This window comes from Lysinibacillus sp. NPDC056220 (genome assembly GCF_049315265.1).
GTDB lineage: Bacteria > Bacillota > Bacilli > Bacillales_A > Planococcaceae > Lysinibacillus > Lysinibacillus pinottii.
In genome coordinates, this window is the sequence record NZ_JBMOXD010000003.1 from 155056 (window position 1) to 176507 (window position 21452).

Sequence of the window (21452 nt, forward strand, 5' to 3'; positions counted from 1 at the left end):
TGGAGTTTTATTTAATAGATTTATTATTGGTGACTGTCGCCTTAATTTCTTCAAAAAACAGATTTTGAAAAAGCTGCCGACTGTAAAATACAGACAGCAGCTTTCTTTAATAATTTTTATGACTTTATTGTTCCTTAATACATTAACTTATTTCTACAATGCAACTACCTATAGACGTTGAATTGATAAGATGCATTACCCTGTATTTCAACCAAAGATGTTATTATTTGTCTCATGTTTTTATAATGTAATTTTATTTCGACTTCAGAAAATTCTTTAATACACTAGATAATTAAAATTTGATATCTATTGAATTTTATTAATTACACTTTGGAATATACCTTCTTTTATTTCATCAAGTGAAGCATACCCATAAGATTTCGTATAAACGGCTACAGCCTTTTTATGACTAAGACAATATTGCTTTAACGAACGATAAGACAATGTACTTGTAGAACTCTTCCTCGGTGACGAAGTGAGACTGATATTGCTGGTGAATCAGCTCGCTCATCTGAAAGCCGTAGCACGTCGAGAGAAAAGACATGGCGGCAAGACGCGCATCATGACTGGCTATGATTTTTTTCTTCTGCAGTCGTTCAAAATATTCAACGAGCAAAGAGTGCAGCTTCACTGGTGGTTCTGCCAGCACTCTGTCTAATTCAGGAAATATGCCTTTTTCGCGGATGCCAATCAAAATAATATCCTTATTTTTATGGAAAAACAAGCGGTACTGCTGGCTTACATTCAGCAGATCAACTTCCGGATTATCGGTCGCTTCCTCCATTAACAGCTTCTCAAATTGTGGGATATCCGAATGCCTTTCAATGATGGCTTCCAGTATGCCTTGCTTGCTTCCAAAGTGCCGGAAAATTGTAGATTCATTGACTGTAGCTTCCGCTGCTATGGCTTTAGTGCTTACTCCCCGATAGCCATTCTTTTTTATGAGCCGTGTCGCGGCCTCAATGATTCTGTCTGAAGTATGCATTGTATTACTCCTTTTGCATATGTTAAACCCATTATACAACAAGTTATACATAGACAATAGGGTCGGGGTTCATCATCTTCGTAAACGTTTATTTAAACTCCTCTCTTTTCGCTCATGTGTGTTCTCTTTTCAGCAGATTTACGCCAGCATTTCTCAGATGTCTTGGCGTCATCCCGAAATCAATAAGTGCAGCCGGGTTCGGAATCGGCGGCAGCAGTTTTACCCCTGTAATTGGACAGATTTCATTTTCATTGAATTGATGCGGCTGTCTAACAGCGTATTGCATGAGCTCCTTAGCGGCAGTAGCAAATGTTGTGGATAGCTGTCCATACTTTTCAGACTGTCAACGAATGTCCCTTGCTTTTTCATGATTGCGGCAAAAGACACGACAAATTTCTCATTAATGACAAGCCCAAAAAATCTCCTTTCGAAGTTTCGATTTGAAAGGTTACCAGTTTCATGTTTGTAGCGCCTCCATCCATGTAGTGTGGTGTTGTTCAGTTATTATCATATTACATAATAGAATGAATGCACGCAAGTGCTCGCTTGCTTTTTGTTTTCCATTCTCTATAATAAAGATATAGGGTGACTAACCTCAATAAACATATATGTAAAGGGGAATTGTTATGCAGTATAAAAGTATTATCCAAAAACCTCGGGTTAAATTTTTTGAAGTCGCAGATGGCGTCTTTGCCGGTATTTCGCCGTATCGTGGTATCAGTTGGGCCAATGCTGGGTTTATCAACAAAGGCGAAGGTCTGGTGTATGACACGTTCTTTGATCTGTTCCATGCGCAAGAAATGCGAGAGGCTTTTAAGGAAGTAAGCAATGGCGGCTCTCCCGCCTACGTGGTGAACTCGCACTATAACAGCGACCATACTTGGGGGAACAAAGTGTTTGAAGAAGCCTGCATTATTATGCACAAGGAAGCGGCCAGGGAGCGTCTTTCTGAAAATATAGCCTGGATGGATAGCGTCATCAAAAGAGGGAAACATTCTCCAGAATCGACTCAGGGAGAGCAGTTTTTTGCAGCGGAATTTGAAGGATTCGACCTGGAGGGCGTAGAATGGGTGCACCCGAATATAGAGTTAAAGGACGATATTAACATACGGCTTGGCGATACTGAAGTTATGATTTACAATGTAGCTCCGGCCCACTCTGACAGTGACTTGCTGTTGTGGATGCCAAAAGAAAAAGTGCTGTTCGCCGGCGATGTCGTGTTTAACGGTTGTACGGCATACAGTGAAGAAGGAACCCTCAACTGGATTAAAGTACTTGATCGCATTATTGATGACATTCAACCTGAAATCGTTGTTCCAGGGCATGGCGCCATATGCGGCCTGGATTTCGTGAAGGAACAGAGAGACTACCTCTTGAACGTGATAAGCGAGTTCAACAAGCATTACAATGACGAGATTGATTCCTTGTCCCTAACTAAGGAAATCGATATTTCTCGCTTCCTTCATTGGATTCAGCCAGAACGTTTATATGTTACGGTAGATATTCTCTTAAAAAGCAAACGCGGGTTGCCATCTCTTCCAAATTGGAACGAGGTTCCTACAAAACTGGAAGACATGAAAGCTTTTTTATCCGAGAAATATGGCAATCGAATTAAGCCATGGGACCCTATGAGCGTGTGGCAGGAATAGAGTATACATCTGCAGAGGCGATTGGATTCGTACATCTCTTACCACAACTAATTCAAGGAACTAACTACCTGTCTCACTGTTAGGCATTTCTATAAAGCTTGAAAATTTTTCTGATTACGAGGCAATTACCAGTATGATTAAGATTAAAGGAGGAAGCTTTAGACTTCTCGGAATTACATATAAAAAAGCTATCCCCCTTGGATAGCTTTTTTATATGTAAAATGCAAAACAACACCTAAAGTGGATAGATTTCACTTCTGTTAACTCTCTTGGAATTTCTGCATTCAGGTGTTCCGTAGCAATTACACTTGCAGAAACTGGTTGTACCCCCTCGTCACTAGAGAAGGAACGAATGACCAATGAAATATCTTATGGGCCTGAGGTAAAAAATATCACACTCTCCTAAAAACGTATTAATATCCACCAGAATAATTTGTGGCTTTAGGAGAAAGTTTGATTAGAAAATCTCATAAATCCATATTCCATGATAAATGAAAAGACTCTCTTCTGAAAATAAGTTCACCAAAAGAGAGTCTTATTAAGCAATATCTATGTTGTTCATCAATTGCGCCCGATTGTTGAACATAAGTTCTTCTTTAAACATAAGACCAATTTTAATTTTTTTCTCCTTATAGTTTGAAAGGTGTTCATAAGGGTTATATAACACTGTAGCGAAATACTTAAAATACAAAATAGGAGATGGATAGTATGAGTTTTATTTGGTTTTTAATAATCGGCGGGATTATCGGTTGGCTTGCAGGAATAATTTTAGGAAAAGATATTCCAGGTGGCATTATTGGTAATATTATTGCAGGGATTATCGGTGCTTGGATTGGTGGGATGCTTCTAGGAAGTTGGGGTCCTAAAATTTCTGATTTCTACATCTTCCCTGCTCTCATTGGAGCCATTATACTAGTGTTCATTGTAAGCTTAATAATGAAATCATTGCGTCAAGCGTAGTACGCTAAATTACTTCGTTTAGTTTTATTTATAGTCGGTTAAATGAATCACATGTAACCGACTATAAATGGTGACTTTGTTTATAATAAAAAGGCGGTCCTCCACAAACTTATCTGTGGAGGACCGTTTTTACTTTGATGCTAATTTATGAATTTGTTCTTTATCACGAACTTCTCCATTTACTATGTGCCTTACCATATAGGATTATTTAGCAAGCTCTCTGAAACACTAATATCATCTTCTGTCTAATTAACTAAACTAATCTTTCACTCTCCAACATTTTAACATCCTCTCCTTCTCCAATTAATTATATGGAGAAAATAAAAAATGGAACCTGATTAGTTGATGTATACATATCGTTTCATTTCCGCAAAGTATCCCGCCGGCTATATCAAGGATTAAGAACTTTAAAGCTCCCCTTTCCAATAGATACCTACAGGGGGACTTTCGTTCTTTTTTAACACCAGATTCTTAAAAAGGAGAACCCAAAACAGGCTCTCCCATTCGTTTATATATTTGATTGTAGATGTTGTAATTTTACCATACTCGTTTTCACAACATAGCCCTTACCATGAATGACGGTACGGGTTTGAAACATTTGGGGTATATTGTAATTAATTATTTGATAAATTTCATTCGCTCTTCAAGCGGTCGGAAATCTTTTTCACCTGGTGTTACCGTTGGGTTACCGAAGGGCATTTGTGCAATAAGTTTCCAATTTTCAGGTATATTCCATTCTTTTTTCACTTCATCATCAATTAGTGGATTATAATGTTGTAAAGAAGCTCCTAATCCTTCTGCTTCCAAACCTGCCCATACGACCAATTGATGCATACCTGATGCTTGATTTGACCAAATTGGAAAGTTCTCAGCATAGGGTGCAAATTGCTCCTGAAGCGATCTAACTACAGCCTGATCTTCAAAGAATAATACTGTGCCATAACCTGCCTTAAAGGAATCCATTTTTTGTTGAGTTCCTGAAAAATCTTGATCGCCTACTACTTTTCTTAATGTTTCAGTAGTGATGTCCCATAATTTATTATGTGCGTCACCAGATAATACAACAATACGCGCTGTTTGGGAATTAAATGCTGACGGAGTATATTTCACAGCAAATTCTACAATTTCTTTAATTCTTTCATCCGATATTTTTACCTCTTTACTAATTCCGTAGTAAGAACGTCTTTCTTTAAGTGTAGTGTAGAAATCTTTTGTCATCATTTTTTCCTCCTGAAATTTAAATTGTACCTGGCGCTTCGAGATTTTTACTTACCAAAACTTTTTTAAAATTTTCAAATGGCCATTTTATTTCTAAGACCTCCACCAAGTAAAACAAACTGGACTTGTCCGTCACTCCTACTTTTAAATCAAAAAAGAATTGAAAGTTATATAATCACGTTTAATGTTCAAAAATATATTACCCAAACAAAAGTAAGAATATTCAGGGGTAAATTGGAGAAAAGATTCAATCATTTTGTTTAATAAAAAATCAACAGTACAATAGATGTTCTGTGAAAGTTGTTACTCCTAGTCCATCTCATCAATAATGATTAATCGTTAAATAACGATAGCTTAAGAAAAGTTAATTTTTTTCGGTATATAAATAAGACCTCAAAGTTTAACTCTGTTAAAACCATTTCGTTTTATAAAGGAATGTGCGAAAAATTACTGATTTACTATATCTCTTAAAGTCTTATTCTAAAATCTATATAACAGCCATAATTTCCTCATCTTTTCCTCAACAAAACTACTTGTTTCGCCTTCTCGTTTTCCAGCACTACCTAAAAGTATGTGATGATACTCCGGAATTTACCTTCCTCCTGTTATTGACGAGTACGAAAGGGGAAAAATGGCTCCTGGCTACCAACTAAACCAATAATTAATAAAAATTTAGTAAGACAGGTCCTCCACTTCAATGGCAGCAAAGATATTAGAGTAATGGACATAAAATGTACCTGTACTACTTAAGCCTCTTGCTAAACAGTTAATGTCTCAAACTCCTTTTTCACACTAATTCCACAAATGAAAAAAAGTTTGCAACGTCAATAGTCCGTGATTCCTCACTTCATGACGTTGCAAACTTAATGGATGATGGTTATTGAACCATTCTTTAAACTTATTTTGTAATACGTGTACCTGCTTTTCCATCTAATGCAGCTACTGCTTGATCGATTGAACAAATGATTGACTCTTTCCCTAATTTTGCGAATTCTATAGCTGCTTGCATTTTTGGTAACATACTGCCTGCCGGGAATTGTCCTTCTTTAACATACTGTTCAGCTTCTGCTACAGTAATGTGGCTTAGCTTTTGCTCATTTTCTTTACCGAAATTAATATAGACATTTGGTACATCTGTTAGCATCATGAAAACTTCTGCATTCACTTGTTGTGCTAGCTTTAATCCTGAACGGTCTTTGTCAATGACTGCTTCAATACCATGTAATTGACCACTGTCTTCACGATATACAGGTATACCGCCACCACCAGATGAAATAACAATCGTTTCATCAAGTAAACGTTTAATTTCATCGATACCATGAATCACTTTTGGTTCTGGTGAAGGGACAACTCGTCTATATCCTCGCCCAGCATCTTCTGCCATAGTAAAGCCTTGTTCTTCTAAACGATGCGCTTCTTCTTCTGAAAAAAATACACCGATTGGTTTAGTCGGATTTTTAAAAGCTTGATCATCCTTGTCGACTTCAACCATCGTTAGCAATGTCACTACATTTGTAGCTATGCCACGTTCTTTCATATGGTTTTTTAAAGCTGTTTCCATCATATAACCAATGAAACCTTGTGATTCTGCGTTGCAAACATGAATTGGTAGTGGTTCGACTACATTTTTCGCAGCTTCATTTTGGGCAATGATATTCCCCACTTGCGGACCATTACCATGTGTAATGACGATGTTATGACCCGCTTCTCGAATTTCTACCATATGGCCTGTTGCCGACACTACATTTTTGAATTGATTATCATAAGTTGCTTCTTGTTTCGGCTGTAAAATAGCATTACCACCTAAAGCAATAACTACACTTTTCCCCATTTCTTTCACTCCTTAGTTAATGACAAGTAAATGCCATATAACGTATCCATTCCAGATGATGACCCTACTTTTATAAGCCTGTTCATGCTTTCTAAAGATGGATCATGTTGCAATGCTGTAATCTTCGAACTAAATACACCGTCTATAGCACAGGTTAAGAAACGCTTACTGACAATGGTTGTTAAAGGTTCCTTGATTAGAGCTTTTAGTGTTTCTAGATGTTTAGGTTCGATAAAATTTTTAATAAAATGTCCGTACAATATGCCGACTAGTATATCATCACCAGTTGGTGTTAAACCTTGTCCACGCCCAATAAAGTAACGGAATGTCTCGTCAAGATTTTGGGTTGGATCTTGTAATTGATTAATTAAGGATAATACACGTGCTCGTTCAAAATTTGATGATTCATAGGATGTAAATGAAATGTATTTAAAATTTTCTTTCAATTTATTTATATTTGCATGTTCAAAATCCATATATAACGGTAGTATTTTTATATTAAACACCATTTCGAAGCGGTTATGAAAAAGACGATTATTCCGAAATATTAATGTATCGCCTACCTTAATATTGGTTTTTACTGTTTGTCTCGTTTGAGGATCAAGCAAGATCCCGAACGGAAATGTCCCATTTTCATCGGTACCAACAAATATCAATTCTCCATCTTGATCAACCATATTTAAACCTTTTTCAAACATACTGTGCACGGTAAAGGTTTTTCCTTCATTCAATAATTGAAGTGCGATTGAACCAACCGCACTTGCTTGTAAAATCATCCTTTAAATCCTAGCTTTTCAGCATATGCTGTGATAGCTTTCTCAAAACATTCGATTGGCGGATGTACTGTACCGGCACCAATTTGTCCGTACCCCGCAATTTTATGGGCAATACCAGTGTTGATAACTGGTGTGATCCCTGTTTCAACAACTTTCCGTGCATCGATACCTAAGCATGCGCCTTTAAAGTCCCAAGTTGGGATAACAAAGTTTGGATTTTCGCTAATACAGATTTCAGTCATTTGATTACTTGTTTCAAGCGCATCATTAAATCCACCCGAACCAACAAAGCGTGTTACGGCAGGTGCTGCAATCATCGCCATACCTCCGACACCAATTGTTTCTGTAATCGCTGAATCACCGATATCTGTGTTGGCATCTTCTGCTGAGTAACCAGTGAAATATAATCCTTGCGGGGTATTAACAGGACCAGTAAACCATTCGTCTCCCATACCAGCAATACGAATACCAAAGTTTTCACCGTTTCGGCACATTGCGGTAACAACTGTACCGTGTTCGATTGTCCGTGCTGCATCCATCATCGCTTTGCCAGTCGCCATAGCAATATTTAAGAAAAATTGGTCTGTGTCAGCTAAGAATTGGATTACTTCTGTACGTTGATCTTTTTCAACGTCATCTAATGAAGCAATTACTGGAGATAGTTCTTTTAAAAATGCAAGTGAAGCTGCAATATTTCGCTGGTGGAACTCATCTCCCATAGCAATAGCTTTAGCAATCAATACGTTGACGTTCAAGCCTCCATCAATTCTTTTTAAGGCTTTACTTAATACGGGACCTAATACATCTTTCATCCAGTGTAAACGATTGATGACTTGCTCATTATAAGCGCCGAAACGTAATACTGCGCCAATCCCTTCGTTCATTTGACAATACGCTTCGTTACCACTCTCCTTGTTAATAACAACAAGGACTGGCATGTTAGGTGAAGTAATACCACCCATTGGTCCAACCGCATTCACATGATGACATGGAATGAATTTGATTTTATCGTTTTCAAGTAATTCACGTGCATTCTTTTCGTCTTCTGCCCATCCTTCAAAAAGGATTGCGCCAACACAGGAACCTTGCATTGGGTCTGTCATGTTTTCATATTTAATTGGAGGTCCAGCATGTAATAACACGTACTCTTCTAATTCAGGAATCACAGATTTAGCAGGTACAACATCCGTTAAAAATGGTGCTGCTGCTATGATCTTTTGGATAACGGCTTCGTTCGCTTCATTTATTGTTTTGTATCCCATTAGATTGTGCCTCCTTCATAATAGTTTAAGAATTGAAGTACTTTCATTAACTTCTCATCGCCACCAGCAATTGGGCGCCAGTTAAATTGAACACACTCTGAGCCACTGTTTTGAACAGCTTCCGTAAAGCTTTTTAGCCCAATATTGATAACGCTAGGTTTCATATTGATGAAGGACATGATTTTCTCATCCACTACTAAGCTTTCTTCTGTATAGTCAAATTTTTGTACATCAGTAATTGGTTGTTCCACTTTACCACCTACAAGTTGGATAGCTGTGCGGACCATTTGATCATTGGTTTTACAAATAATTGCACCACTCTCTTTTAAAATGGTAATTTGTTTATCGTAACCTTGAATATCCTGTGCTGTACCTACAACCGTTGCAAGCACTGCAAGCTGACGACCTTCTTGACGTGCATTATCCAAAATACGTTTGATGGTTGGTGCTAGCTCACTAGCCATATCTTCATGACCACCGTTACCGATTACGTTATCAATCATAATGACTGCAGTATCAGGGTCATTCATAGATTTTTCAAGCATTTCGATACGTTTTTCAGGGTCAATCATCGGATGTGGTTTACCTTTTGTATAAACATCATCACCTAAATCAATGATTTCATGAGTGTTTGTTTTTAAAACATAGCTTTCGCTTTTCTCTTCAGTCATTGTATCTTTAAAAGCATCTCTCACTAGCATAGCCGCTTCAGATGCTAATGTACCACCTGAATAATAACCTTTAATACCAACTTGTGATTCTTTTAATACAACGTTAACATCAGCTGTTGTCGGTTCAAAATTCGGTTTATCACCATTTGATAATTGGACAGCTACAACTGCTGCTTCTTCAAGTGTATAAGCATGATAGATGTTCTCTTCTTGATAGGAAGGTTTGTCACCTAAAAATAGCGTAACCACTGGTTTATCAATATTTCTTAATAAGTTTAATACTTTGCGTTGTACTTCCTCTGCAGGTGGTTTGGAGATCACTGTAATGACTTTTACTTTTGGATCTTGATTTAACGCTTTGATGCTATCTAACATCGTGATAGCACCAACCTCCGTCGATAAATCACGTCCACCTGTTCCAAGAGCATTTGTAACACCTTTACCATAACGGTCAATAATTGTAGTGACTTCTTGAATCCCTGTACCTGATGCCCCAACAATACCGATATCGCCTTCGTTGACGTTATTTGTAAAAGCAATGGGGACACCGTGAATAAGGGCAGTACCACAGTCTGGACCCATCACTAATAACCCTTTTTCATGCGCTTTTTGTTTTAGTTTCACTTCGTCTTCTTTCGAAACATTGTCACTAAACATGAACACATGTAAACCTTCGTTCAATGCGTTTTCCGCTTCCATTGCGGCATATTGACCAGGAATTGAAATTAACGCTAAATTTGGATTGTTCGCAAGCTCCATTGCACGTTTCCAGTTATGAGCTTCTTGACCTTTAGACGTATTTTGTGAATCTGAATCACCTTTTAAAGCGATTTCTACTTCTTCTTTCACTTCGTCTACTTTTTCTTCCTGCTCTGTATCTACAACGATGACGATATCATTTGGCTTTGCTTTTTCTAATTCATCCGTGCCTAAGCCAGAAGATTTAAAAATGTCCTTATTCGCTGGTGTTCCCATCATGATCGATACTTTGTTTACACCATCAATTGCAGACAACTTGTTGGATAAAAGCATTAACACGATGGAGTCTTTATAAGTGTTTTCTTTTATAATTGTGTATAACATGATGAACCTCCAATTTTATTATTCTGCAAATCTATTTTTTCCATGATAACGATCGTAATGAACGTCGTCTGACACAAGATAGTTGTAAATGTCGTCTACGATTTCAATACCTTCCTTATCATATTCCTTACTTCTTAATATACCGCGTTCACCTGGATAATAAATTTCTCCATAGCCCTCTGCCGCAGGCTGTGCTTTTAATTCATTGAGCATAGTTGTAATTTGTAGCTTGAAAGCATCCAAATCTGTGAAATAGGCAGGGTTAATGACGATATGAATTTGACCTAAATCGCGTCCTTTAGTTAAGTCTTGATACATAGAAGATACATGGATACCATGTGGGACTCCTAGAAGACTACCTGATAAAATATCTACCATCATCATCAAGCCGTATCCTTTTGGACCTGCAATTGGTAGGAGTGCATGAACATCTCTTGCATTCGTTGTAGGTGCACCAGTAGCATCCACAGCCCATGTGTCTGGAATCGATGCATTTTTACTTCTTGCATCTAAGATTTTGCCCCATGCTTGGACAGTAGTCGCCATATCAAATGTAATGATGCGGTCATCAGCAGATGGTGCACTATAAGCAATTGGGTTTGTCCCAAAATAAGGTTCAGTTCCGCCAAACGGTACGACCATTGGATCTGATTGACACATACTTAGAGCAACCATATCTTGTTCTGCTGCCATTTCAACAAAGTAACCTAAAGCACCACTATGTGAGATATTTTTCATACCAACAACGGCAACACCTGATTTTTTAGCCATTTCAATCGCTTTTTCCATCGCTTGTTTTGCTATTTGGTGACCTGGACCATTATCCCCATTAAAGATCGCAGATGCTGGTCCTGTTTGTTCAAATGTGTAGTTGGGATTGTTTGTAATCCCGCCTTTTGCAATTCGTTCAGAATAGTATTCAACACGTACAGCACCATGTGAATGAATACCTCTATGATCAGCGTATGTTAATACGTCTGCAACATCATGTGCCGCTCCTTCATTTAATCCAGCTTTTATAAACTTTTGCTTCATTAAATTAAATAGTTCTTCTTTAGATACACGCATCTTGTTTACTCCTCATTTAATTAATATTTTGTTTCACATTCTGAATAATCAGAATTTTATTTTAGAAATTTTTTTGTAACTAAGATGCCTAATTTATCTTTGGTTCACTATCGGAGATAATAGACTCCCTTTTTATAAATCAATATCTCTATTTGCATCTTTAGAATAAATGTATGAGAATGGTTCATCTAAACCAATTGCATAGGTTGCTTGTGGTACATAAGCGCCCATAAAGATATAATCACCTTTATCAACCGGCATCCATTCATTGTCTAAGTTGTACATGCCTCGCCCGCTTAAAACATAAGCGCCGTGTTCTTGAACGTGTGTTTCAATGTAACCATGTGAAGCACCTGGTTTGAATGAAAGAATATGAATGTTCATATCATAGCCAATTTCTTTTGGTAATAAGTCTTGAATTAATACTTCTTTCATACCTTCATATGCCTCTTGTTCGATGTCGTGCACATTACCTGTAACGACTTCTGGCGTAAACCCTTTAAGAGGTTGTCCTTTAAGAGGTTGATAACGTTTTTTGTATAAGAATAAACGGCTATCTTCACCGTTATTATTATTTTCAAAAGTTAACTGTAAGTGAGGAGGCACATATAAATACCCACCTTCAGTTAATTCGTATTTTTTACCATCTGCAAAAGCATTGATTTTGCCATAAACAACGTATACAAAAGATTGAATACCATCACCAGCGAAGCCCGCTTTGTTTCCACCTTGGTTTTTTACTGTTACTAAGTAATCTACAAATCTTGCACCTAAACGCGGGGACCCTAAAATTGTGACGTCACAATCTTTGAAGCCAGGTACAACATTATTAACTAGGCCATCTGGTGTGATTACCGCATAATTGTCTTTTTTAATGACAGAACGTGTTTCTAATAAACCTTCTCTGTATCCTTGAACTTGATTTAAGTAACCCATAAGTATCTGGCTCCTTTTTCATTATTTTTATTCTTTGTATGCTAGTTCATAAAGTACATCACTTAATACTTCAATACCTTTAACAAGGTCTTCTATCTTCGTCTCTTCACTAATGTTGTGACTAATTCCACCAATAGAAGGTACAAATAACATTGCCGTTGGAACATATTGTGCAAAGATTTGTGAGTCATGTCCTGCACCAGATGGCATCACTTTATATTGATTCCCTACATTGTTCTTTGCTGCTTGTTCAATGATTTGAACAATTTTTTTGTCCATCAATGTTGGTGCTTCATCCATCCATAAATTAATGTCATAAGTCATGCTATTTGCTTCAGCGACTAATTTAATTTTGTCTTCGATTTCTACTGCAAAATCATTTAATATTTGCTGATCAATATGACGACAGTCTACTGAGAACGTAATTTCACCAGGAACTACATTTACTGTGTTTGGTACAAGTGTGATATGACCAAACGTTAATACAAGTGGTTCCCCAATTTCTCTAGCACGTTTTGTTAAATTTGAGACAATTTCACTATAGGCAACAACTGTATCGCGACGTAATGACATTGGCGTAGTACCAGCGTGGTTTGCTTCACCTTTTAAATTGATCGTGAAGCGTTTTTGACCAACGATGCCATTAACAACACCGATTGTTTTGTTTTCTGTCTCTAGCACTTTGCCTTGTTCAATATGAATTTCAACAAATGCTTTGATGTCATTACGAACGTCAGTAGTTTTACGATAATCAAAGCCTGATTTACGCATCGCGTCTTCGAACTTAATGCCCTCAGCATCTGCAATTGTGTCAACATCCGATTTTTTAGCTAAGTTAAAGAAGTTTTTGCTACCCCAGAATGTGTAAGGGAATCGACTGCCTTCTTCTTCTGCAAGAGATAATACTTCTAATGAGCGTAGTGGTTGGCCGTGTTTAGCTTTTAAATATTTCACAGCCACTAGTGCAGCTAAGATACCGAATTGGCCATCTAGATGACCGCCTTCAACTACTGTGTCGATATGTGATCCTGTTAAAATGGTTTCTTCCGGATATTTACTGCCAACCAGACGCCCAGTTAAGTTCCCGATATCGTCAAAGCTTGCTTCTAATCCTTCTTCTTTGAATGTTTTTTCCAGTTCACGAACTGCATCATTCCATTCTTGAGAATATAAAAGGCGTGTAATTCCACCTTGTTCTAAGCCACCAAAACCTGTAAATTTCTTATCTAACATTTCAAAAGTTGATTGAATATCCATACCTCTTTCACTCCTTCCTTCTACACTTTTATTATAGGTCCTCCCCCATAACCATTCATTGACACAATGAACAATAATGGATAGTCTTTTTATGCACTTTAGACAAATAGATATGGATAAGGAGCAAGTAGCTCGGAGTAAAAAAGAACGCTTTTTGCTATCGATTATGGAAAGGCTTTAAGACGGGGTATGAGTGGAGTAAATCATCCATTCTATCCTTACTAAAAAACAAAAACCATATAGTAAATCTATGTGGTATAGTCCCTATTAAAATGATTAAAGGATAAATCATGAACCTTACAAATAGGAGCAAGCCAGTTATATCGTATTGGCTATTGAAAGGTTTCTGACTCATCCCCGGTTTGATGAAAGGCTGCTGCTGCAATCGGGATAGATTGTGTAGAAATCACTTTTGCTTTGCTTCCCCCAGCAGTGTTAGCTGCTATTAGCATGAACGCGAGATGCCAATCTGCGTCCCAGTAACTGCCTGTAAGCTTTCGAATAGTGCATGATTATTTACAACCGATTCCGTTAGAAAGACACCCATCCATCCAAATACTGGACTAACAAATGGGAAGAATTCATCCGTTTTGGCAGGTCGGGTGCTAGAGAAGTGCTAAGCCCAGAGAAGTCAGAAAGATTGGCAAAAGTCATTACAAGTACGATTGTAAGATTCCTCCTTTACTATTTCGAAATAAAGAATTATACGTATATTAACCTTCAAAAATAGTATACAATCAGAGTGATAGGTTATCCTTGTAGCGTTTTACAAATATATTTCTTATTATTTTGGTCTTTTTCTAACAAATATAAAGGAGATGATCCTTATGACAACATTAAAAGAAATCATGTCTGTCCAACAATTTTCTGATTTAACATTATTAAATGAAGAGGGAGATTTAGATAGAGAAGTAGAAATGGTCGATATTACGGAAACACCAGATATTAAAAATTTCACAGCACCTCATTCATTTATCGTCACTACGGGTATGTGTTATCAACACGACCAATCCGGATTAAAGGATCTCATTCTAGAATTAAATGATATACAAGTTGCTGGCATAGGCGTTAAATTATCGCGTTTTTTAGAAAAAATTGATGATGAAGTAATAGAATTTGCAAACAAGTTAAAATTCCCCATTATTAGAATCCCTGATAGTTGGAATCTCGGATCCATTACACATCATATATCATCCTATATCTTGGATGAAGAAACTGAAAAGTTATATTTTGCATTAGATATCCAACAAGAATTAAATACCATGCTGATGAGAGGTTTGAGCTTGGAAATGATGATTGAACGAATGAGCAGACTTCTTAGAGTCCCTGTGATGCTCTTAAATCCTTTTCATCAAATTAAAACGATGAGCCATCACTTCCAAGAACAATCAGAGCAAATTCAAAAAAATCTTAGTTACTTCAAAAGATGTGTTAATTCCAAGCAAATTTCACCTAATAATAAAGCATCTTTCCAAGAGGAGCATATTATATTTGAAGTTCCAGCATTTAAATATTTCCCGTATTATTTGATGGTTTCAAATGTTAATACGCTCACCTATCCATTTAGTTTGCTTGCCATAGAACAAGCCGTCAATACACTCAGTCTCGCCATTTATAAAAACAGTAAAATCAAAGAAGCAGAACAACAAGATGTCAACCGATTTTTCGAAACATTGATGTCTGAGCATCCTGATAATCTTATTTCAGTCAAACAGCACCCTGAGTTTTTAAAAAAGCACCATATTCACCCATCCAATTTCTATCAAGTAATCGTTTGTGCGATTGATCAAGAAAGGGATGTGGAAAATAATATCTATTTGAATGAACGTTATCAAATGACTTTTGAGTGGCTAACACATAAATTTACTGACATTGATCCTTCTATCAGTGTTTATAGGTCTCCAGGTAATCATCGATTTACGATCCTATTACAAACTAAACATCAATATTATTTAGATTACTGCAAATATATCCAAAAAGAGTATCATAAACTTTTTAATAGTACACTGTCATTCGGTATTGGTAATGAAGTGACTGAATTCTCACAGTTACCACTCTCTTATTTTGAAGCGAATGAAGCTTTTGATCATAAGTCTGAAAGTAGTAAAGTGGAATTTATTGAACTCTATAAATCTAAAAGTGTAGAAGAATTGTTACAACTCATTCCAGCCAATAAATTAAAACCGTTTATCACGTATACACTAGGTTCATTAGCCTATCCAAAATCGACAAAAGAAAAAGAACTAAAGCATACATTGAAAATCTATTTGGCGAATCATTGTGATCTGACAAAGACCTCTGAAGATATATTTATTCATCGGAATACAGTAAAATATCGTATTAAAAAATGTGAAGAGATTTTAGGTCAGTCTATCGAATCGCCTGATATTTCATTGGATCTACGATTAGCATTATTTGCCTCAGAGAAAGTAAATTTTTAAACTTAAAAATCCCGCTAAAAAGCTGTTATGAATGCTTTTTAGCGGGATTCTTTTTACCTATTTTACCATTCAATGTAGCAGCTCCTACTCAAGCTATTATCAATAAACCGACACGCTTATTCGATTGAATCCACATTTAAATGAAGCTGCTTTCACAACGGTTCCACGAGCATCGTCGCTTTTAGGCAGCAATAACAAAACTACCTATCAGCGGGAGATGTATTAAATCTCCGCTAATAGGTAGCTTTACTTTATTCATTAGTTAGGGGATGGGTTGCTTTCTTCTCTTTCAACATCACGACCAGGAAGAATAAAATCGCTGCTGCTGCAAGAAGTATTGCTGCAATATAGAATGCTAATACTTTTGAACCAGTGATATCACCAATATAACCTGTAAGAGTTGGTGCAATAACTGATGAAGTCATTCCAAAGAAGTTAAAGATACCTAGTGCTTTGGCCATGCTGTTGGAAGGTACTGAATCCGTTACATATGTGATTAAAACTGGATCAATGGCAAGTTTACCTAATAAACCGTATAAAATTAATGCTGCATAGAGGACAGAAGGGTTAGGTGCAAATACGGTTAAACTAATAGTTACGGCTGCCCCAATTAACAAGAAGATTATTAATTTCTGACGCATATGTGCATTTTTATCAATATACTTAGAAAATATCAATGCACCAGGTACTGCTGTGACTGCAACTAAAGCAGCTACATATCCTACTGAACCTTGTTCAAATCCTTTTTCTCCGACAAGGAATGATGGTAACCATGTCACTATCATGTAATAACCATAACATGTTGCAAAATAGACGAAGTAAATAACTAATTTTTTTATCGAGAATAATTCTACGCCTTGAGATACTGTGGCTTGAGCTGTTATTTTATCTTCGGATGTTTCGTTTGTAGCTTTTTTGTCTTGTTTAACAAATAAGATAAACACAAATGTTACAGCTACAATTAAGACTGCTATCATATAAAGCATGTAATTCCATTGGATTTCAAGGCCACCTACTAATACAGATGAGCCTACTAGACCAATAACCATCCCTAATGCCGAACCACTGTTGATGATCGCATTAGAAAAGCTTTTCTTATCTTTTGGCATATATTTAGCGGATAAAGAGAAGGCCGCACCATAGTATGAGCCAGTCGAAAGACCTGCCATTAAGGCGCCTACATAAACTTGAGTGATTGTCGTGCTTGATCCAATGACGAATGCTGCTAATGCAAATATGATAAACGCAGGGATCAATACTCGTTTTTGTCCAAATTTATCAACGAGTATTCCTGATGGAATTTGCATACCCGTATAGGCAAAGAAATAAATAGAAGCAATAAGTCCTACTTGAGTATCGCTAATATTACCAAGCGATTCTTGAATTTGTGGATATATTGGTGTAAGTATTGTACGATAAATCCAAATAGCTACCCAACCTAAACACAGAGTAAAAATGATTTTTTTGTAATAATTCGGGTCATTCTTAACTGTTTGTCCCATAATATGACACTCCCATTTTTCTTTTTTTTTTACTTATGTAGTGCTTAATTTAATTTTAGGTGATGAGTACGTAAATAACATTGTTCACTTTTAACAAAAACAGAACCAGCATTGCACATTTTAGACAAAAGCCAATGTTTGAATTGTTTATAAATGCATGACTTATGGCATTCTTATTTACCGATTCCTCCTCAGTGCTTTTGTATCTACAAACTTTTCTCGGCTCGAATCAACAAAAATAAGCCCGACTACCCTATAGGTAATCGGACTGATCGCCATCCTCGTGCAAACATTTTTGCTCAAATCCTATTTTGTAAAATGGAATTTTTCTCATGTGACAGTCCTTTGTGATCGCAGAAAAGATTCCACCTTGTAGATAATGGATCATCAAGGAGGAATCTTTTTACTATGAAAACTAGTTAATCAACAGACGTGATCGTTAATTTAATGATGTTTATGCGCAATAAAGCCTATTGGTGTGGGACCTGCGAACCCTAACATGACGAAATCTCTACTAGAATTATTAGTCATTCCGTGCTTTTCTCCTGCACGTGAAACGACAACATCACCAGCTTTAATTTGAACCATTTCACCACATTCTGGATAATAATCAGCTGTCCCTTCAATAACAACCCATATATCATCCGCTTTCTCGTGTGAGTGAAGTGGCAAAGTTTGCCCTGGACGCATACACCATATAGCTCCAACAGTATTAGGTGTTTCATAAAAAATATGTTTTGTCGCTTCTTCTTCTCTAAACTCTTGAATATCAGGCCAATGGAAAATACGATTTTTTAAATCTTCTCTTGCTAATTGTTTTAATGTCATAGTATTTTCTCCTTGTTTCGAATTTCAAACTATACCCACGTCATTTAGCGTTTATTAGAAAATGATTATCTGCGAATAATATTTTGAGGTTTTCCCTCTAAAAAAGCCATGGTGTTATCAAATGCAATTTTAGCACGTAGTTCCATTGCCTCATTTGTAAGGAAGCCTACATGGGGTGTTAAAATAACATTTTTGGCTTGTAATAGTTTATAGTCTCCAGGAATTGGCGGTTCCATATCAAATACGTCAATTCCCGCTCCTGCAATTCGCCCTTCATTTAAAGCATCGGCTAATGCATCATTATCAACAATTGGACCTCGTGCACAGTTGATTAGAATAGCTGATTCTTTCATTAATTCTAATTTTTCTTTAGAGATTAATCCTTTTGTACTTGAAAGTAGTGGTATATGTAATGACACAATATCTGATTGTGCTAATAACTCATCTAATTCCATGTACTCGATACCCAAAGCTTCAGCTTCTGGATTTCTTCTAGATTGGTCTGAAGCTACTATTTTTGCGCCAAATGCTTTAAACAAACGAGCAGTCATCATGCCAATCTTTCCTGTACCAATCAAACCAACTGTTTTCCCTTTAATTTCACTACCTTGGAATGCTCCTGGGAAATGATCGGCATGGATTTCTTTATTACCCTGAGAGATACGGCGGTACACATCTAATACTAAACCAATTGTTAATTCAGCAACTGCTTGATTCGCATATCCAGCTGCATTACATATCATAACATCTTGATTTCTCGCTTGCCCGATACCTACATGATCAACACCTGTAAAGGCTACATTTATTAATTTTAAATTGGCATTTTGATCAATCACTTCTGTAGGATAAGGATTATTAGCAATCATAATCACATCTGCACCTTCACTACGTTTTGCTAATTCTGCACTATCCGTTGTTTTCTTGTTGTAATAAACAAATTCGTGTCCGGCCTGTTTGATTGGCTCCGCTAATTTTTCAATGATCGAATCTGAAACATTTAATGGTTCTAATAATTTGACTAACATTTCAATCAATTCCTTCCTATTATTTTTTTACTAATACGTCTGTTGATTAACTAGTTACCATAGGTTTCTAGAAGAGACATTCGCATCTCTTCAAGACTGTTATTTCACAGCAAGAGGTGGTTGAGATTTTTTGCACATATTGCACAAAAAAATCAGGTATTTTCGTTTTCAATCACTTCCTTTTTTATTTTTTATTATGTTAATTGCTTAATTTAATTGTAGGATAGGAGCATTTAAATAACATTGTTCACTTTAAACAAAAAAAGAAACGACATTACATGTTTTTGACTAAAGCTACTATTTAAAATAACTAGAAATACGCTTTATCTAAATTGGAAACTTGCCTCTGATTGAATATTCTTTAGCTGATAGTGTCTTACCTAGATGAAGATTTCATTTATTCAAGTCAATTGACCATAATTCCCTCCTTTCTATTTTTATAACGAAGATTCATTATTAAATCTCCACTATTTATATTTTGCTAGTAAGAGATATTGATTATGGAATTTAGCATAAATATAATTAATATCTCTTTTATCCCTAAATATCCAATTAATTCATATATTTTTAGTAAAATTGACCATAATTATTGCAGATACATTACATGATTAAAAATAACATGTCAGAATTATAGGAAAGTGTTAATCAGTAATATGATTGAAAAATAACTCTTAACCGTTTCATGATATTCTTACTTTAGTTCAAAAGCGATTGCTTTTTGAAAGGGGTAAGGATTAATTGAAGAAAAAAATATTACTACCGATTTTTGCGTCTTTTATGTTCTTTACAGGAATAGGTATTCACGATGCGCAAGCAGCTACATATACAGATATAACAAATACAGCTAAAGCATATATTGGCACTCCTTATAAATATGGGGGCACAGATATTAAGACAGGTATTGATTGTTCAGCCTATACACAATTAGTATTTTCTAAGGTAGGTATTTCATTAGAACGTACATCGAATGCTCAATATCAACAAGGTACTTCTATCGCAAAAGATAATTTAAAGACTGGCGATCTTGTATTTTTTAATACTTCGGGAAGCGGTGTTTCACACGTTGGCATTTACATAGGTGACAGCAATTTTATTTCGGCTACGACAAGTTCAGGGGTTAAAATGGATAAAATCAATGACCCTTATTATTGGGGATCTCGTTACGTGGGGGCAAAACGTGTTGCAAGCTTCTCGGATTATGGAGAGGTAAAAGATGCTGAAATAGACTTTACTATTTATTCATCACGTGGAGAAGTCGCTCTTAAAATAGCTAAAAAACTACAATTAGATACTAGTCAAACAAATTCAAGTTTTCCTGATGTAAAGCCAGGGTCTAAATATGCAGGTGCTGCTGAAGCGCTAAAAAAAATCGGTGTCTTTACTGGTGATGAAAACGGGAAATTCAATCCAGGTTCACCTATTACACGCGGTCAACTATCAAAAGTTTTAGTAGAAGCATTCCACTTAAAACAACAAGGAACAACAGAAAACTTTCTAGATGTTCCTGGAGCTCATTGGGCTAACAGCTATGTATCCATCCTTGCATCCAATAAAATTACGGTAGGTAAAGGTGATAATTTATTTGGTGTTAACGATTATGTGACAATCGAACATTTAGATGCTTTTATCCAACGATTAACTCAATAATATGGAATGGTGTTTCACATGGATGAAACACCATTTTTTTATGTCAAGCTCCCCTTCTCCGCTCGCCCCTCAACCCAAAGCATTTTTAACCGTTTTGTTGCACCATTTTTTTAGAGGGAACCAATCGCGTTAAAATAAAGGCGATAATCGCCTAGATGGTCATGAAATAATAGGTATCACTGGACTAAGATAGAGAACCATTTCAGCCGTAGCATTGAGTGTTTCTACAAATAGGCTTTTCGTTTGTGTTGTAAAAAGGGTAATACAACAGCAGCTCCTATCGCACAAAGCCAGTAGATAACCACTGTATAGT

18 protein-coding genes are annotated in these 21452 nt (G+C 36.4%); 4 read left to right on the forward strand and 14 right to left on the reverse strand.

What is annotated here, in order from left to right; all coding sequences use genetic code 11:
- Positions 1 to 409: 409 nt before the first annotated feature.
- On the reverse strand, positions 410 to 985 hold the full coding sequence (locus tag ACOZBY_RS10840) for a TetR/AcrR family transcriptional regulator (protein ID WP_422762306.1): 576 nt from the start codon (positions 983 to 985) through the stop codon (positions 410 to 412).
- 626 nt (positions 986 to 1611) lie between these two features.
- Between ACOZBY_RS10840 and ACOZBY_RS10845 the strand changes: the two genes are divergently transcribed.
- Complete coding sequence (locus tag ACOZBY_RS10845; RefSeq protein WP_036168332.1) at positions 1612 to 2634, forward strand: MBL fold metallo-hydrolase; 1023 nt, start codon at positions 1612 to 1614, stop codon at positions 2632 to 2634.
- Positions 2635 to 3342: 708 nt separating this feature from the next.
- Positions 3343 to 3594: a GlsB/YeaQ/YmgE family stress response membrane protein gene (locus ACOZBY_RS10850; protein ID WP_036161700.1), complete on the forward strand. Its 252-nt coding sequence runs from the start codon at positions 3343 to 3345 to the stop codon at positions 3592 to 3594.
- 618 nt (positions 3595 to 4212) lie between these two features.
- Here ACOZBY_RS10850 and ACOZBY_RS10855 read toward each other — a convergent pair.
- The 10 genes from ACOZBY_RS10855 to ACOZBY_RS10900 form a co-directional block, all read right to left on the reverse strand.
- On the reverse strand, positions 4213 to 4812 hold the full coding sequence (locus ACOZBY_RS10855) for a nitroreductase family protein (protein ID WP_325881808.1): 600 nt from the start codon (positions 4810 to 4812) through the stop codon (positions 4213 to 4215).
- Positions 4813 to 5710: 898 nt separating this feature from the next.
- Entirely contained in the window at positions 5711 to 6643 is a 933-nt protein-coding gene (arcC, locus tag ACOZBY_RS10860) for a carbamate kinase (protein WP_036161696.1), read from the reverse strand.
- Positions 6644 to 6648: 5 nt separating this feature from the next.
- Positions 6649 to 7419, reverse strand: coding sequence for a DUF2877 domain-containing protein (locus tag ACOZBY_RS10865; protein ID WP_422762309.1), 771 nt, complete (start codon positions 7417 to 7419; stop codon positions 6649 to 6651).
- Entirely contained in the window at positions 7416 to 8681 is a 1266-nt protein-coding gene (locus ACOZBY_RS10870) for a DUF1116 domain-containing protein (protein WP_012294515.1), read from the reverse strand. Before ACOZBY_RS10870 ends, ACOZBY_RS10865 begins: the two co-directional genes overlap by 4 nt.
- Complete coding sequence (locus ACOZBY_RS10875) at positions 8681 to 10435, reverse strand: acyl-CoA synthetase FdrA (protein ID WP_422762311.1); 1755 nt, start codon at positions 10433 to 10435, stop codon at positions 8681 to 8683. The genes ACOZBY_RS10870 and ACOZBY_RS10875 overlap by 1 nt, the downstream gene beginning before the upstream one ends.
- An 18-nt stretch (positions 10436 to 10453) precedes the next feature.
- Entirely contained in the window at positions 10454 to 11503 is a 1050-nt protein-coding gene (gene allD, locus ACOZBY_RS10880) for an ureidoglycolate dehydrogenase (RefSeq protein WP_012294513.1), read from the reverse strand.
- A 132-nt stretch (positions 11504 to 11635) separates the two neighbouring features.
- Positions 11636 to 12439 carry a (S)-ureidoglycine aminohydrolase gene (gene allE, locus ACOZBY_RS10885; protein ID WP_012294512.1) on the reverse strand — a complete coding sequence of 268 codons (804 nt, stop codon included), beginning with the start codon at positions 12437 to 12439 and terminating at the stop codon, positions 11636 to 11638.
- 27 nt (positions 12440 to 12466) lie between these two features.
- The gene (gene allC, locus ACOZBY_RS10890) at positions 12467 to 13696 is read right to left on the reverse strand and encodes an allantoate deiminase (RefSeq protein WP_012294511.1); all 1230 of its coding nucleotides are present in this window, start codon (positions 13694 to 13696) and stop codon (positions 12467 to 12469) included.
- Between the two features lie 332 nt (positions 13697 to 14028).
- The gene (locus ACOZBY_RS10895; protein ID WP_422762314.1) at positions 14029 to 14148 is read right to left on the reverse strand and encodes an L-lactate permease; all 120 of its coding nucleotides are present in this window, start codon (positions 14146 to 14148) and stop codon (positions 14029 to 14031) included.
- The gene (locus ACOZBY_RS10900) at positions 14142 to 14243 is read right to left on the reverse strand and encodes a hypothetical protein (RefSeq protein ID WP_422762316.1); all 102 of its coding nucleotides are present in this window, start codon (positions 14241 to 14243) and stop codon (positions 14142 to 14144) included. The genes ACOZBY_RS10895 and ACOZBY_RS10900 overlap by 7 nt, the downstream gene beginning before the upstream one ends.
- Positions 14244 to 14523: 280 nt before the next feature.
- On the opposite strand from ACOZBY_RS10900, the gene ACOZBY_RS10905 reads away from it, so the two are divergent.
- Complete coding sequence (locus ACOZBY_RS10905) at positions 14524 to 16137, forward strand: PucR family transcriptional regulator (protein ID WP_422762318.1); 1614 nt, start codon at positions 14524 to 14526, stop codon at positions 16135 to 16137.
- A 251-nt stretch (positions 16138 to 16388) separates the two neighbouring features.
- On the opposite strand, the gene ACOZBY_RS10910 is transcribed toward ACOZBY_RS10905, so the two are convergent.
- The 3 genes from ACOZBY_RS10910 to ACOZBY_RS10920 all read right to left on the reverse strand — a co-directional run bounded on the left by ACOZBY_RS10910 (position 16389) and on the right by ACOZBY_RS10920 (position 19492).
- Positions 16389 to 17639, reverse strand: coding sequence for an MFS transporter (locus ACOZBY_RS10910; RefSeq protein ID WP_012294508.1), 1251 nt, complete (start codon positions 17637 to 17639; stop codon positions 16389 to 16391).
- A 444-nt stretch (positions 17640 to 18083) separates the two neighbouring features.
- Positions 18084 to 18467, reverse strand: a complete 384-nt coding sequence (locus ACOZBY_RS10915) for a cupin domain-containing protein (RefSeq protein WP_012294507.1) — start codon at positions 18465 to 18467, stop codon at positions 18084 to 18086.
- Between the two features lie 65 nt (positions 18468 to 18532).
- A complete protein-coding gene (locus ACOZBY_RS10920) occupies positions 18533 to 19492 on the reverse strand; it encodes a 2-hydroxyacid dehydrogenase (RefSeq protein ID WP_197148609.1) in 960 nt (319 codons plus the stop codon).
- 738 nt (positions 19493 to 20230) lie between these two features.
- Here ACOZBY_RS10920 and ACOZBY_RS10925 point away from each other — a divergent pair.
- Positions 20231 to 21139, forward strand: coding sequence for an NlpC/P60 family protein (locus tag ACOZBY_RS10925; RefSeq protein WP_422762321.1), 909 nt, complete (start codon positions 20231 to 20233; stop codon positions 21137 to 21139).
- Positions 21140 to 21452: the final 313 nt, after the last annotated feature.